This window comes from Moraxella sp. I5G, assembly GCF_055193055.1.
Genome location: NZ_JBUXLH010000012.1, coordinates 34,000 through 50,228 on the forward strand (window position 1 = coordinate 34,000; position 16,229 = coordinate 50,228).

The window sequence follows — 16,229 nt, forward strand, 5'->3', positions numbered from 1 at the left end:
TTGGCAGGCTTTTTTGATGGATTTTTTTGTATTTATTATTTACACCACAGGTGGTAATAATGGTTTGATTAATTTGGGAGGCAAACGTTCTTTGGGCATTTTTTCTTCAATCTTTGCAATCATTGGCAAAGCAGGCTGATAATATTTGGGTAAATTTAGAATATGTAAAACAATTGTCAAACGAAAATATTTTCTACTGCCCAAATACTGTTGATAAAAACTAGAATTTAACAATCCTGCCCCACCATGACCAATCGTCCAAATCACCGCCAAATATTCCAAAATATTCATAGTGCTATTTTGCTCATTCAGATAAGTTTGAGCTATGGTGTAGTGATTTTGCATACGCTGCTGACGAATTTCATATAACTGATTGAAATGATGCTTTAGGTCTGTGGTTACACCTGCCAAATACTCTTCAAGCACATGAAAAACTGCTGTTTTTTGTGGATAAATCAACTGCTGTAATATCATGCGCGTAACGCCCGCACTTGCTCCATCGTTAATTTGACTAATGGTTAATAATTTTTTTTCATAATTAATTAAAATTTGCAAAATCAGTTCATCTTTACTAGTAAAGTGTCGGTATAAAGTACCTTTTGCCAATTGTAATTTTTTTGCTAATTCATCTAAAATTAAACGATAATCCCCAGATTCTAAAAGCATGGCTTCAGCAGTTTGTAAAATACGCTGATGACGAGCGATAAATTTATCTTTTCGTTTACTCATAAGCATCTAAATTAGTTGTTGCACTTTAATCCATCAAAGACAAATTACGCTTTGGTTACCAAGAATCGCCTGCACCGCCGCCACCAAAACTGCCGCCGTCACCAGAGTAACTTGATGAATCACCACCAGAATAACTTGATGAACCACCACCAGAATAGCCGCCGCCATATCCACCTCCTGATGACCAACCGCCACCAGAGTCGCGAAGTTTTACAAATAATAAAAACCAAAAAATCACTGCTGTAACGATGCTCAAAAACAGCCCCACGCCAAACATCAAGCCAGATACTAAAATTCCAAATGCGGTAACAGTGGAGCCCAAAAACCGTCCAAATAATCGTATTAAAATCGACCCTACTATCGGTGCAATAATGATTGTCAGCAGTAAAAATCCACCTGAGCGTTTCTCGGCAGCATCCTCTTCTGCTAAAACTTCAGGCTCGGTACGCAGTCTTTTGTCAATTACTGCAATGGCGTCCGAGATGCCTTTAGCGTAATCACCATCTTTGAAGGCAGGAACAATTTCATCACGAATAATTCTTTTGATAATCACATCAGGTAACACACCTTCAACGCCATAGCCTGTCAAAATATAAACTTTCCTGTCATTAATCGCAGCAAATATCAAAATTCCATTATCTTTACCTTTGGTGCCCAATTTCCAACGTTTGGCGGTGGCAAATGCGTAATCAAAAACATCCACCCCATTCGTCGTCGGTACAATCACCACCCCTATTTGCGCTAATTTATCGTTATAAATCTGTAAAATTTGAGCCTGAAGTTTTTCTTTTTCACTGTCTGTCAAAACATGCGCTTCATCAATGACAGGACTGTTTAAAACCAAGTCATCACTACCGATTGGGGATGAATTTGAAGTTTTGGAACCTTGATTTTTATCTGAGCTACTTAGTTCTTTAGCATTGCTACTGTTAGCGGTTGCAGTTGCTTGATTTGACTGCTGATTGGTTTGGCTTAACTGACTTAGTGCTGCCAAATCATCTTCAAGTGTATTTGCAGCATCTTTACCGTAAGCAAAACCAACACAAAACCAGCTAAAAACCACAAATAACGCTGTTATTAGGCTTGTTTGCCAAGCATATCGTTTTTTATCCAGATTTGTCATTGGTTTTCCTTATTGAATCAAGTTTAATGTGCTGCTATTTATTTGCTTGGTTGGCTGGCTGACTGTTTCCAAAATTCACCGTTGGTGCCGTTGAAATGGTTTTTTCATTATCCACGGTAAAACCCGCTTTGGTTTTTAGCCCAAACATCTTAGCGGTTAAATTGGTTGGAAACTGACGCACAGTCGTGTTATAGGTTTGCACATCTTGAATGTAGTTTTTACGAGCCACAGTAATGCGATTTTCCGTTCCTTCAAGTTGGGCTTGCAAATCTTGAAACATCGCATCTGCTTTTAACGCAGGGTATTGTTCTGATACCATCATCAATCGCGACAAAGCCGAGGTCATTTGTGCTTGAGCTTCTTGATATTTTTTTACCGCTTCTGGGTCATTGATTGCTTCTGGGGTTAGCTGAACACTTCCCGCCGCAGCACGGGCCTGCGCAACCTGCACATAAACATCCTTTTCATGCTCTGCATACCTTTGCACAACTGCCACCAAATTTGGCACCAAGTCGGCACGACGTTGATACTGGTTTACAACTTCTGACCAAGCAGCTTTGGTTTGCTCGTCTTGAGCCTGAAGCGTGTTATAACCGCAACCTGACAAAGATAAAGTGCCACAAAGTAGCAAAGCACTGATGATTTTTTTACCAAAATATTTCATTACATTTTCCAAATAATAAACAAAAACAAACTTTATCTTTTTATAATGGCAAGTTTTGCAAAAAAATACAAGCCATAATGACAAATATTTACAACTTATACTTATTGTTAAACTAGATAACCTGTTAAAATTTCTAGCTAAATTTTTAGTTGCTTGATGATTTTAAACAAAATGTAAAATTTTTGCTAGAAATTATTGCCAATTTGTGGCAAATTAACAAATGCAATTTTATGAATTGGATGATAAATTCATCAACGTTTTAGATTTTTTACTAACAACTGTGTGTTGCTTGGGAATGGTAACTCGCCTAAGGGAAATATGATGGAAAATTTTATTAACAGCTTAAATGGCATTATTTGGAGTCCTGCCCTGATTTATTTGTGTTTGGGAGCAGGGCTTTTTTATTCTGTGTTAACGCGTTTTGTGCAGGTGCGTTTATTAAAAGAAATGATTAAACTGATGTTTAGCGGCGTTAAAAGCGCTGAAGGCATTTCCTCATTTCAGGCGTTTGTTGTTGCCCTTGCCAATCGCGTCGGGGTTGGCAATATTGCAGGCGTAGGAGCAGCAATCGGCTTTGGCGGGCCTTCTGCGGTGTTTTGGATGTGGGTGGTGGCATTTTTGGGAGCATCTACTGCTTATGCCGAAGCAACCATGGCACAAATTTATAAAGAAAAAGACCCCATCACAGGGCATTATCGTGGCGGCCCTGCTTACTATTTTGAAAAAGGTTTGGGGCAAAAATGGTATGCCATTTTATTTGCTGTATCAGCAGTGATTTCTTGCGGGGTGTTTTTGCCAGGCGTACAAGCCAATGGTATCGTCAGTGCGGTAACCGGTATTACTGGCGAAGGCGGTCAAATGAGTTTTTTAGGCACAATGGTTGGTGAATATCGCATCTGGGTGATGGTGCTTGTGGTCATTGGACTTAGCACGATTATTTTTGGGGGCATCAAACGCATCGCTCGGGTGGCTGAATTTGTCGTGCCTTTTATGGCTTTGGGCTATATTTTTTTAGCACTAATCATTATGATGACGAATTTAGACAAAGTGCCTGCAGTATTTAGCCTTATTATGAGTGATATTTTAAATCCGATGGCAGGGCTTGGAGCAGCGATTGGCTGGGGCGTAAAACGTGGTGTTTATTCCAATGAAGCAGGTCAAGGCACAGGCCCACATCACGCTGGCGCTGCTGAAGTAGAACACCCTGCACAACAAGGTTTGGTACAAGCATTTTCTGTTTATGTTGATACGCTTTTGGTTTGTTCAGCAACCGCATTTATGATTTTAACCACAGGAATGTATAACGTCAAAAATGAAAAAACGGGCGAATTCATTGCATCTAATATTCCCCAAAGCACTGAAATTGGCACGCCTGCTTTTACCCAAATGGCGCTTGAACAAACGTTTGGCACCTTTGGTCCTTACTTTATTGCAGTGGCGATATTTTTCTTTGCTTTTACAACAATTTTGGCGTACTACTACATCGCTGAGGTCAATATCGCTTATTTGACTCGCCAACTTGATAAATCCATGCAAAAACTTGGGGCATGGCTACCTAAAATTACGGTAGTTTTGATGGTGGCTTATGGCAGCATCAACAGTGCAGGTTATATCTGGAATATGGGCGATATTGGTGTTGGCATGACCGCATGGCTAAATATCGTAGGAATTTTGGTCATGTTTTTTATGGCAAAACCAACACTCAAAGCTTTGCAAGACTATGAAAATCAAAGAAAAATGGGCGTAAGCCATTATCAGTTTGACCCAGTTAAGCTTGGTATTAAAAATGCCACATTTTGGGAAGAAAAACTAAAACAAAACCAAAAATAAATAATCAGCTAAAAATAAAAAGGCGCGTAAAGACGCCTTTTTTTGTTGTATTAAACCGCAGTTTATAATACTTTAATCATACAAATTATAAGTTTGGATTTAACCACTTTTTGGCTGTTGCCATATCCCAGTCTTTACGTTTGGCGTAATCTTCTAGTTGGTCTTGGTTGATTTTACCAACATTAAAATACGTACTATCAGGATGACTGTAATAAAAACCCGACACACTTGACGGTGGCCACATAGCGTAACTTTCAGTTAAAAATGTACCAATGGCTGCTGTCGTGCCCAGCCAAGCAAACAATTTACCTTTTTCAGTATGCTCAGGACAGGCAGGGTAACCCGGAGCAGGACGAATGCCAACGTATTTTTCTTTAATTAAATCATCATTAGATAAATTTTCATCAGATTGATATGCCCAATAATCACGGCGAATCATTGCATGCAAATGTTCAGCAAAGGCTTCAGCAAATCGGTCGCATACTGCTTGCACCATAATGGCATTATAATCATCGCCACGTGCCTTGTAATCACTGGATAATTCATCAGCTCCAAAAATTGATACCGTAAATCCGCCTAAGTAATCATTATCCTTTGGTGAAATAAAATCTGCCAAACTGTAATTGGGTTTTCCTGTTACTTTATCACTTTGCTGACGCAAATGTTCAAAACGATAAGTTTCCACATCATTTTGATTATAAACAGCGACCGTATCAGGGGCGATTCTTTGAGCTTTTTCCAAGCGAAACACTGCCTTTGCAACAACCAGTTTTTCATCAATAAATTTTTGAATCATTGCTTGAGCGTTGGCAAATAATTCTTTGGCTTCTGTACCAACAACGTCATCATCAAAGATTTTAGGGTATTTACCAACCAATCCCCAAGAGATAAAAAATGGCGTCCAATCCACATAAGGTAAAATTTTCTCTAAAGGATAATCATCAAAAACCACTTGACCTGTGATTTTTGGTACTGGGGGCGTGTAATTCTCCCAATCATATTTAAAGCCATTTTCTACCGATTCTAAATAACTTAATTTAGCAGCCTTTGGTTTACGACTGGCAAGACGCTGGCGCACTTGGGCATATTCTTCACGTGTTTCACGAATGAAATCGGCTTTTTTGTCTTTGGATAATAATGTTGTGGCAACTCCAACAGAACGGCTAGCATCTGAAACATATACCACCAAATCATTTTGATAATTTGGTTCAATTTTAACCGCCGTATGTGCTTTTGATGTGGTTGCGCCACCAATCATCAAAGGAAGATGAAAATCTTGTTCTTGCATTTGTTTGGCAACATACACCATTTCATCAAGGCTTGGTGTAATCAATCCTGATAAACCAATAATATCAACATTTTCGCGTTTGGCAGTCTCAAGAATGGTTTCGCAAGGCACCATAACGCCCAAATCAATAATTTCATAACCATTACAACCAAGTACCACCCCAACGATGTTTTTACCAATATCATGAACATCGCCTTTAACGGTTGCCAAAAGAATTTTACCTTTGGACTCACCAGCAACTTTTTCAGCTTCAATGTAAGGGTTTAACCAAGCAACCGCTTGTTTCATAACGCGTGCAGATTTAACCACCTGTGGCAAAAACATTTTACCCGCACCAAACAAATCCCCTACTACATTCATTCCATCCATCAAAGGCCCTTCAATCACATCTAAAGGACGGGGGTATTTTAGGCGAGCCTCTTCAGTATCCTCATTAATGTAGGTGGTAATACCCTTTACTAAAGCGTATTCAATGCGTTTTTCTACACTTTCTTCGCGCCATGCCAAATCTTGACCACCCGATTTCGCCTTACCTCCTGTATGATAAGTTTCAGCAATTTCCAATAAATGTTCTGTTGCATCGTTGCCCTCACCCTGATTGCGATTTAAGATAACATCTTCAATAGCATCACGTACTTTTGGGTCAATATCATCATACAGCTCAAGCATGGCAGGATTGACAATTCCCATAGTCATGCCGTTTTTGATGGCATGATATAAAAATACTGCGTGAATGGCTTCACGAATGGGGTTGCCACGAAATGAAAATGATACGTTTGAAACCCCGCCCGACACCATAGCATTGGGCAAATTGGTGGTAATCCAGCGTGTGGCATTGATAAAATCCACACCATAATTATTATGTTCTTCGATACCAGTTGCTACTGCAAAAATATTTGGGTCAAAAATAATGTCTTCAGATGGAAAACCCACTTCATTGACCAAAATATCATAAGAACGTTTACAGATTTCAATCTTACGAGCTTCGGTGTCAGCCTGCCCTTTTTCATCAAAGGCCATCACAATGATGGCTGCCCCAAAACGCATACACAAACGAGCTTTTTGAACAAATTCATCGTACCCTTCTTTTAGGGAAATGGAGTTTACAATTGCTTTACCTTGAGTGCATTTTAGACCCGCTTCAATAATGTCCCATTTTGATGAATCAATCATCAAAGGTACACGGCTAATATCAGGTTCAGAAGCAATCAAATTTACAAAATGAATCATTGCCTGTTTAGAATCTAACATGGCTTCATCCATGTTAATATCCACCACCTGAGCACCACCTTCTACTTGGTCGCGAGCTACATCCAAGGCTTCAGCATATTCTTCATTTTTAATCAGTCGCAAAAACTTTTTTGAACCTGTTACGTTGGTACGTTCACCCACATTGACAAATAAACTATCACGAGTAATATTAAACGCTTCTAGTCCTGATAAACGGCAGGCGGGCTTATAGTCAGGTAGTTGGCGCGGCGGATAAGCGGATACTTTTTCTACCATAGTTTGAATGTGTTTTGGGGTAGTTCCACAGCAGCCGCCAACGATATTGACAATCCCTGCCTTAGCAAAACCTTCTACCATGCTAGCGGTTTCATCTGGCGTTTCGTCATATTCACCAAACTCATTGGGAAGCCCTGCATTTGGGTGAGCCGAAACAAAGGTTTCACACACATCTGATAACGCTTGAACGTGTGGTTTTAAGGCGTCTGCACCCAAAGCACAGTTAAAACCAATGGATAAAGGTTTGGCATGACGTATCGAATTATAAAATGCTTCAGCCGTTTGACCTGATAACGTTCGCCCTGATGCATCCGTAATTGTGCCTGAAATCATAATTGGCAATTTAAAACCAATCATCTCAAACACACCCGTAACCGCAAAAATCGCTGCTTTGGCATTTAAAGTATCAAATACGGTTTCAATTAGAATAATATCCGCCCCACCATCAATCAAGGCAAGCGTGCTTTCTGTATAATTATCAACCAGCTCATCAAACGTTACATTACGAAAAGCAGGGTCATTAACGTCAGGTGAAATTGAACAGGTGCGTGATGTTGGTCCAATCACTCCCGCTACAAAACGCGGTTTATCGGGCGTTTTTTGGTTGTATTCATCACAAATCTCACGAGCAATTTGAGCAGCGGTTTTATTGATTTCATATGTCAAAGGCTGCATATGATAATCCGCCATGGAAATTTGAGTGCCGTTAAAACTATTGGTTTCAATAATATCCGCTCCAGCTTCTAAATACGAGCGGTGGATATTTTTGATGATATCAGGTTGAGTTAAAACTAATAAGTCATTATTGCCTTTTACGTCGTTATCAATATCAGCAAAACGACTGCCTCGATAATCGCTTTCGCTTAATTTATAATTTTGAATCTCAGTACCCATTGCTCCATCAAGGTACAAAATACGCTGTTTTAATAATTTGCTTAAACGTTCATAATTGGTGGATTGAATATTTTTGTAAACAAATTCACCTTGAGGACGCAAAATAAAATTATCCGGATTATGAGGTTTATGGGTTTTGTTGTCGGTGTTATCAGGACTGCAGCAGGTATGACTCATAAATTATCCAAGTTATACTAAAAGTAATCTAAAAAATAAACCCTGAATTATAACATTTTTATAAAAAAATATTAAATATTATTTTAATAAAACTTTCATCTTATTAAGACTTATCAATCATCTGTTAGTTATCATTTAAATAATAATCATCTGTTATTAGTATAAATTCAATATAAAGTAACTCATTAAAAATACATATTTTTTAATTAAACCCATCAAAGAGTTTTTTGATATTTCATACTAAAACTAATCAATATCGATTGAATTATTTTGATACAATCAAAACCAAATATATCAATGAATAACATGAATATTATTTTATATTTTTCTATATTGTTTTTATAAAAAATTTAAATAAACAAACATTATTTTTAAAATTGTTTTTAAAATAAAAAAAACAAACCAATTTAACCAGCATCCTAACCATTAACTAAAATTAACTATAAATGATGCCTTAATCCAAACAATCACAATACAGGCTAAATGTTTATTGAGAATACAAACACAACATTAATGCTTGATTTATCAGCTGTTCTAAGATTAGGTATTGACAAAAACCTTTTTATGCCCTTAACTATTAATAAACAAATTGTTTATTTTATAATTTTATCGCTATAGATTTAGGGCAGCTCATGACAACCACCACATCCCCAAGCAAAACTAAAAAAAACGATACGCCCAAGGGCAAGTCTTTGGTTATCGTAGAATCTCCTGCTAAAGCCAAAACCATTAACAAATACTTGGGTTCTGGTTATATTGTTCGCTCAAGTGTTGGACATATTCGCGATTTACCTGTGTCTGGTGGTAATAAAGATAAAAAATCCGATGAAGAAGGATTAAGTCGCGAACAAAAAGCCCAAAACGCCCTTATCCGTCGCATGGGTGTTGACCCCGAACATGATTGGCAAGCCACCTATGAAATTTTACCCAATAAAACCAAAGTTATTAAAGAACTAAAAGCACTTGCTAAAGATGCCGATAAAATTTATCTTGCCACGGACTTAGACCGCGAAGGTGAGGCGATTGCTTGGCACTTAAAAGAAGTGATTGGCGGTGATGACAGCAAATATCAGCGAGTAGTATTTAATGAAATTACCAAAACCGCCATTACTGAAGCATTTAACCATCCAATTTTACTCAATATGGACAAGGTTCATGCCCAGCAAGCACGGCGATTTTTAGATAGAGTCGTTGGTTTTATGGTGTCGCCACTGCTTTGGGCAAAAGTTGCTCGCGGATTATCAGCGGGTCGTGTGCAGTCTGTTGCAACGCGCCTAGTGGTAGAAAAAGAACGACAAATTCGTGCGTTTGTACCGACTGAGTACTGGCAAATTCACACACAAACACACAGTCAAAAAGAAAAAGATACGCCCGTTATTTTAGAAGCAGTTCGTCAAAATGGTCAAGATTTGGTTTTGCAAAATGCCGCACAAACCCAAAATGTGGTAAATATTTTACAAAACTCAGCATTTATCGTGAGCCAACGCGAAGAAAAACCCACCAATTCACGACCATCAGCCCCCTTTATTACATCCACACTTCAACAATCAGCCAGTACACGACTTGGATTTAATGTCAAAAAAACCATGTTGCTTGCTCAGCGGTTATATGAAGCAGGTTACATTACTTACATGCGTACTGACAGCACGTTTTTATCTCAAGATGCAATCAATAATGTAAGAACCTATATTGAAAATCATCATGGTGCAAATTATCTACCAAAAAACGCTAACATTTATGGCAATAAACAAAATGCCCAAGAAGCACACGAAGCTATCAGACCATCTGATGTATCTATCATTTCTCATCAACTGAGTGATATGGAACGCGATGCTCAACGTCTGTATGAGTTAATCTGGCGGCAATTTGTCGCCAGCCAAATGCTGCCTGCTCAATATTTATCCATGACTTTAACCGTTATGGCATCCGACATAGAACTACGGGCAAAAGGTCGGGTAATGACTTTTGATGGCTATACTAAGGTTTTAGCCCCTACAAAAAATGACGATGTATTATTGCCTGATTTGGCAATTGGTGAAACACTAATAGTAGATAGCATTGACCCAAGCCAGCATTTTACCAAACCGCCCGCTAGATACACAGAAGCCAGCTTGGTAAAAGAACTGGAAAAACGTGGTATTGGTCGCCCGTCAACCTACGCATCCATCATTTCCACCATTCAAGAACGCGGCTACGTTCATACTGAAAATAAGCGATTATTTGCCGAAAAAATGGGGGATATTGTAACCGACCGTTTAACCATGAGTTTTCCTGATTTAATGGATTACACATTTACCGCCAGTTTAGAAGGAAAATTAGACGAAATTGCAGGTGGTATATTAAATTACAAAACCGTACTTGATAATTTTTATGGCGAATTTAAAGAAAAACTAGAGATTGCCAAAACCAAAGATGGCATGAAGCCCAATACTCCAACCAATGTGCCTGATGTACACTGCGATTTATGCAGTCGCCCCATGCAGATTCGCACAGGTTCAACGGGAGTTTTTTTAGGCTGCACAGGCTATAATCTACCGCCTAAAGAACGCTGTAAAGGCACCAAAAATCTCATGCCTGTAGAGGCTTTTGCCAGCCAAACCACCAACGATGATACCGATGAAATTACCGCTCTTTTAGACAAAAAACGCTGTCCAAAATGCAATACCGCAATGGATGGTTATATTGTTGATGGCGGCTTAAAATTGCACGTTTGCGGCAATAATCCTGATTGTGATGGCTATTTGCTAGAAAAAGGGGTCTTTGATACTGCCCAAAAAGATGATTCGCCCACCATAGATTGTGATAAATGCGATGGGCAAATGGAACTAAAAACGGGGCGATTTGGAGCGTATTTTGCTTGTCAAAAATGTGACAACACCCGAAAGATACTCAAAAATGGTGAAGCCGCCCCACCGCGCATGACACCTATTGATATGCCACATTTGCGCTCTGCCAAATTTGATGACCATTATATTTTGCGTGAAGGAGCAGCAGGGTTATTTTTAGCTGCCAGTAAATTCCCTAAAATTCGTGAAACTCGCCCACCAAAGGTCAGTGAATTAAAAACTGTCGCTGATAAATTGGACGAAAAATTTGCTTATCTATTAACCGCTCCTGAAACCGATGATGCTGGAAATCCGACCATTATTCGCTTTAGTCGCAAAAATAATCAAATATATGTTGGGTCAGAAAAAGATGGCAAACCCACCAAATTCGCCTTGTGGTATAAAAATAAACAATGGGTAACCAGCCTATAAAATTTACCAAAAACACTTGCTATTTTGGATTTTTTTGTTAAAATAGGCAGAGTTTAGGCGTATAGCTCAGTTGGTTAGAGCGCTACGTTGACATCGTAGAGGTCTCCAGTTCGAGTCTGGATATGCCTACCAAAATAATTTAAAGGTGTAATTTGTATTACACCTTTTTGTTTTTTAGATGTTTAGATTGTTCTTATGGGGATACCCTGCTTTGCCATAAAATCTTTGGCTTGAGCAATGGTGTATTCACCAAAATGAAAAATACTTGCAGCCAAAACCGCATCCGCTCCACCCAAAAGCACGCCATCCACCAAATGTTGTAAATTTCCAACACCACCAGAAGCAATCACAGGAATATTGACTTTTTGACTAATGGCTTTGGTTAAAAGTAAATCATAACCCTGCTTTGTGCCATCACCATCCATGCTGGTTACCAAAAGCTCGCCCGCCCCCCGTTTTGTCATCTGTACTGCCCAATCTACCGCATCAATACCAGTAGCTCGTCTTCCACCATGAGTAAAAATTTCAAAACTCAAACTACCATCGGGTTTGATTACACGTTTTGCATCAATTGATACCACCACACACTGACTGCCAAAACGAGCGGCAGCTTCATTGACAAGGTCGGGATTGGTGATGGCTGCTGAATTAATACCCACTTTATCCGCCCCAGCATTTAGTAAGCTGCGAATATCTTCAATTTTACGTACCCCGCCACCTACAGTAAGTGGAATAAAAATAGAACGGGCGATTTCTTCCACCATATGATACGTTGTATCACGACCATCCGATGTAGCTGTAATATCCAAAAAAGTAATTTCATCAGCACCGCCATCATTATAGCGCTTTGAAATCTCTACAGGGTCTCCTGCATCTTTAATATCTACAAAATTAACACCCTTAACCACCCGACCATTTTCCACATCCAGACAAGGTATTAAACGTTTTGCCAGCATAATTATTTCCTAAAAAAACCAAAGTAAAATTTAGATTATTGCTTTTTGGTTGAAAGCCTGATATTTGTAGGGGTATAATACCACGTTTATGGCGTTTTCATTAGGTTTTACTCCAGATCAAACTTTACATTATAAAAATGATGGTCAAACTCTTATTGACAAAAACTCACAGGAAATCTTATGTCTGTTTACACTCATTTATCTGACGATGAATTTTTTGCCTTTTGTGGTCTTTATGGCATTACCTTTAAAAAAGCCATTCCAATTGTCCAGGGTGTCAAAAATTCAAACTGGTTTATCCAAACAGATAAAGATTCAGGTGATGATTTTTCTTATGTATTTACATTATATGAAGAACGTGTGCCTGATGACATTATCAAAATGGCAACAGTAATGCACGCTCTAAAGGATAAGTTGCCAATTGCTCCGCCTTTGATAAAACTAACTGCAAAAGGCGGTCATATTGGCGAAGATTGCGTCATGCGTTATGAAAACAAAGCAATTTTAATCGTTCCAAAGCTGTCAGGCAGTCATCCCAAACAAACCACTATAAGTATGTGTCAAAAAATGGGGGCAGCGCTGGCAACCTTGCACCAGACTTTAACTAGCCTTGAGCCTGCTGAAGATTATGGCGTACCTTTATACGATTGGAGCCGCGTCAAACAAAGAGAATGTGCGTATATGCCCTTTGATGAAGCCAAATTAATGAATGATATTTGGACAGCATACGCTAATTTACCTGACAATCTACCCAAAGGGCTATGTCATTTAGATATGTTTACAGATAACACTCTGTGGGATTTTTCAAACGATGATACATTGACTGGACTTTTGGATTTTACTGAGGTGAGTGTTGAACATTATTTAATGGATATTGCCATTACTATCAATGATTTTTGTACCACTTGGGGCAGTGCTATTGATGGCGAAACGACAAATTTTAGCCACGAAAAAATGGATGTATTTATTGCTGGCTATCAAAGCGTTCGCCCTTTAACTGCTGATGAGAAATCTGCCCTACCTATTATGCTGGCATATTCGGCAACAATTTTTTGGCTTTTGCGATTAAATGTGATGTATTACAACCGTGAACAAGGGCGCACAGGTGGCGATATTATGGTAAAAAATCCTGATTTGATGAAACGTTTGGCAGCGTATCATTGGACAAATTTACAAAATAAATCAATAAAGTAGAAAAGTATGTGCCAACTTTTAGGAATGAATTGCAATACCCCAACTGATATTGGTTTTAGTTTTGCAGGTTTTCGCAGGCGTGGCGGTGATACCGACCATCATGAGGATGGGTTTGGGATTGCATTTTTTGAAAAAAATGAACACGATAAAATTGGTTTACGCTTATTTCATGATGATAAACCATCACATCTATCGCCTGTTGCTGATTTGGTCAATCACTATCCCATCAAAGCCATCAATGTCATCGCTCACATTCGCAAAGCCACCACAGGCGAACATGGGCTTGCCAATACCCATCCTTTTGTTCGTGAAGTATGGGGTGAACAGTGGGCATTTGCTCATAATGGACAAATGAGCGAACATTTCATTCGTCAAAGTCAAAGACTAAGAGCAAATGGTAATGGAGAACATTTCATGCCTGTTGGCGATACTGACAGTGAAATGGCGTTTTGTTACTTATTAAATCGTCTCAAAGCTACCTTTAAAAAACGCCCCTCTGATGAAGCCTTGTTTACCTTTTTAACTGCGCAATGTCGCTATTTATCAGCCAATGGTTTATTTAATTGTTTAATTTCTAATGGCACATGGCATCTAGCTTATGCAAGCAGTTTGCTGTTTTATTTAACCAGAAAAGCGCCGTTTGGAGAAGCAATTTTATCCGATGGTGAAGTGTCAGTTAATTTTGGTGATGTTACTACCAATCAAGACAAAGTTACCATTTTGGTAACCACTCCTTTAACCAGTAATGAAAAATGGCAACAATTGGCAGTCAATGAATGTTTGGTGTTTTGTGATGGCGATGTGATATTTCGAGATACTCCTAGCAAAAAAACATATTTAAGTATCGATGAAGGCATTGCTTTAGCACGACAAGTTGGTGCAAGTGTGTAAATTGAACATATTTTATACTAATTATCCGATAAAACCTCAGCTTAGATGCTTGATTGACTTGAATAATTGACTTTCACCCCAAATTATGTGTTATAATCTGAACAGAAGTTTAGTACTTCTATTCGTTGGATAATTTTCCGCAATAAAAAAGGTAACTATTATGTTTAATAAATTAGCGTTAGTAACAGCCGTCGCCGTTATTTCTACTGCTGCTTCTGCTGGTGGTTTGACTTTTAAAGCTGGTCTTGGTTATATTGACCCAACTGCTAGCAAAAATATGGGTGATGTAAGCACGCCAGATGGATTCGAAAAAGTAGAGGTTAGTGGTGAAGCCGCTTTACTGCCTTCTTTTGATTATCGTTTTGGCAACAGCCCATTTTCTGCTGAATTGCTACTAGCCACTCCTTCTACTCATACAATTACCGCCTTATTTGACGGTGTGAGAGATGAAGTTGCTACAGTAAAACAATTGCCACCTACTCTTACCTTTAAATACAACACCCCTTCTTGGCATGGTATTAGCGCCAATGCGGGTCTAGGTGCAACCGTATTTATTCCATATGAAGCCAAAAGCGTTGCTGGAGATGGTAGCGTGACCAAATTGGATGTGGATACTAAAGTTGCTCCAGCTGCTCAGCTTGGTGTAAGCTGGTCACCTGCATCTTCTAACTGGGGCGTGTTTGCTGATGCTCGTTACGCTAAGCTAAAAACCAAAGTAACAGATAAAACTGATAATGCCAACCTTGGTAATTTAGAAATTGACCCTGTTGTTTACAGCATTGGTGTAAGCCACAAGTTCTAATTTGCTCTTATCTGCTTTATGCCCCAGCTCCTTTTTGGTGTTGGGGTTTTTTATGGAATTTTATGACTATTTTATTTGCCAGTGTTGAGCTTTGCAGCCAAGATAATATTGATGATAATTTGCAAGTTATTGAGCGTGCCGTTATCGAAGCATCAGTACATCAAGCGAAATTTATCGTTCTGCCAGAAAATGCTTGTTTGATGGGCCAGCAATTACCACTTGCTTTGCGTTTCGATGAAATCTGCCACTGGTATTCTGATTTGGCAAGCCGATATCAAGTGCATCTTTTGGCAGGTACATTACCTTGTCCTTTTCGTCCTTGTGGTGAAAAAATTACCAATGGTAAGTTTCGACAAAGCAGTCTATTATTTGACCCAAATGGTATGCTTGTTGCTCGGTATGACAAAATTCATCTTTTTAAAGCAACCGTTGCTGACGGCGTTGGTCAATACGATGAAGGGCGTACGTTTGAAGCTGGCGATACCCCGATTGTTGCACCCTGCTGGATTGATAATCAAAAAGTAAATATTGGTATGATGGTTTGTTTTGATGTACGTTTTTCAAGTCTTTCTAGACAACTTCGGCAACTGGGAGCAGACGTGCTTTGCCTACCATCTGCGTTTACTTACATTACTGGCAAACTGCATTGGCAAACCCTACTACAGGCTCGGGCTTTAGACAGTCAGTGTTTGGTTATTGGTTCAGCGCAAGGTGGCAGGCATTACTTTTACCAAAAAGAAGGAGTAAAAAATCAGCGGAAAACATGGGGACACAGCATGATTGTAGACGCAAATGGTCAAGTCATTGCTAGCACACATAGCTTAAAAACCGCTAAAAAATTTAATATCGCTTATGGCGAACTTGATTTGGATAAGCAACAAAAAATTCGGCAATCTTTGCCGCTATTTTAGGAAAGTT

Annotated in this window: 11 protein-coding genes and 1 tRNA gene; 7 read left to right on the forward strand and 5 right to left on the reverse strand. The window is 39.0% G+C overall.

From position 1 onward, the window contains the following. Positions 1-39: 39 nt before the first annotated feature. The 3 genes from ACZBKJ_RS07490 to ACZBKJ_RS07500 are packed head-to-tail and all read right to left on the reverse strand — an operon-like array spanning position 40 to position 2,516. Positions 40-729 (reverse strand): TetR/AcrR family transcriptional regulator, encoded by a 690-nt coding sequence (locus tag ACZBKJ_RS07490; protein WP_463200374.1) that lies wholly within the window; start codon positions 727-729, stop codon positions 40-42. Between the two features lie 55 nt (positions 730-784). Then, a complete protein-coding gene (locus ACZBKJ_RS07495) occupies positions 785-1,852 on the reverse strand; it encodes a TPM domain-containing protein (RefSeq protein ID WP_463200375.1) in 1,068 nt (355 codons plus the stop codon). Positions 1,853-1,886: 34 nt separating this feature from the next. Continuing rightward, positions 1,887-2,516 carry a LemA family protein gene (locus ACZBKJ_RS07500; protein WP_463200376.1) on the reverse strand — a complete coding sequence of 210 codons (630 nt, stop codon included), beginning with the start codon at positions 2,514-2,516 and terminating at the stop codon, positions 1,887-1,889. Between the two features lie 321 nt (positions 2,517-2,837). On the opposite strand from ACZBKJ_RS07500, the gene ACZBKJ_RS07505 reads away from it, so the two are divergent. After that, on the forward strand, positions 2,838-4,346 hold the full coding sequence (locus ACZBKJ_RS07505; protein ID WP_463200378.1) for an alanine/glycine:cation symporter family protein: 1,509 nt from the start codon (positions 2,838-2,840) through the stop codon (positions 4,344-4,346). An 85-nt stretch (positions 4,347-4,431) separates the two neighbouring features. Here the strand turns inward: ACZBKJ_RS07505 and metH are convergent, their stop codons facing one another. Then, a complete protein-coding gene (metH, locus tag ACZBKJ_RS07510; RefSeq protein ID WP_463200379.1) occupies positions 4,432-8,211 on the reverse strand; it encodes a methionine synthase in 3,780 nt (1,259 codons plus the stop codon). A 632-nt stretch (positions 8,212-8,843) separates the two neighbouring features. Here metH and topA point away from each other — a divergent pair. Both topA and ACZBKJ_RS07520 read left to right on the forward strand, forming a co-directional pair. Beyond that, positions 8,844-11,468: a type I DNA topoisomerase gene (gene topA, locus ACZBKJ_RS07515; RefSeq protein ID WP_463200380.1), complete on the forward strand. Its 2,625-nt coding sequence runs from the start codon at positions 8,844-8,846 to the stop codon at positions 11,466-11,468. 55 nt (positions 11,469-11,523) lie between these two features. Continuing rightward, positions 11,524-11,600, forward strand: a tRNA-Val gene (locus tag ACZBKJ_RS07520). Between the two features lie 50 nt (positions 11,601-11,650). Here ACZBKJ_RS07520 and hisF read toward each other — a convergent pair. Further along, complete coding sequence (gene hisF / locus ACZBKJ_RS07525; RefSeq protein WP_463200382.1) at positions 11,651-12,424, reverse strand: imidazole glycerol phosphate synthase subunit HisF; 774 nt, start codon at positions 12,422-12,424, stop codon at positions 11,651-11,653. Between the two features lie 180 nt (positions 12,425-12,604). On the opposite strand from hisF, the gene ACZBKJ_RS07530 reads away from it, so the two are divergent. The 4 genes from ACZBKJ_RS07530 (at position 12,605) to ACZBKJ_RS07545 (ending at position 16,222) form a co-directional block, all read left to right on the forward strand. Next, complete coding sequence (locus ACZBKJ_RS07530; RefSeq protein ID WP_463200383.1) at positions 12,605-13,618, forward strand: homoserine kinase; 1,014 nt, start codon at positions 12,605-12,607, stop codon at positions 13,616-13,618. Between the two features lie 6 nt (positions 13,619-13,624). After that, positions 13,625-14,509 carry a class II glutamine amidotransferase gene (locus ACZBKJ_RS07535; RefSeq protein WP_463200384.1) on the forward strand — a complete coding sequence of 295 codons (885 nt, stop codon included), beginning with the start codon at positions 13,625-13,627 and terminating at the stop codon, positions 14,507-14,509. Positions 14,510-14,669: 160 nt separating this feature from the next. Beyond that, positions 14,670-15,311: an OmpW/AlkL family protein gene (locus ACZBKJ_RS07540; RefSeq protein WP_463200386.1), complete on the forward strand. Its 642-nt coding sequence runs from the start codon at positions 14,670-14,672 to the stop codon at positions 15,309-15,311. A gap of 62 nt (positions 15,312-15,373) precedes the next feature. Then, on the forward strand, positions 15,374-16,222 hold the full coding sequence (locus tag ACZBKJ_RS07545) for a nitrilase-related carbon-nitrogen hydrolase (RefSeq protein ID WP_463200387.1): 849 nt from the start codon (positions 15,374-15,376) through the stop codon (positions 16,220-16,222). Positions 16,223-16,229 lie beyond the last annotated feature (7 nt).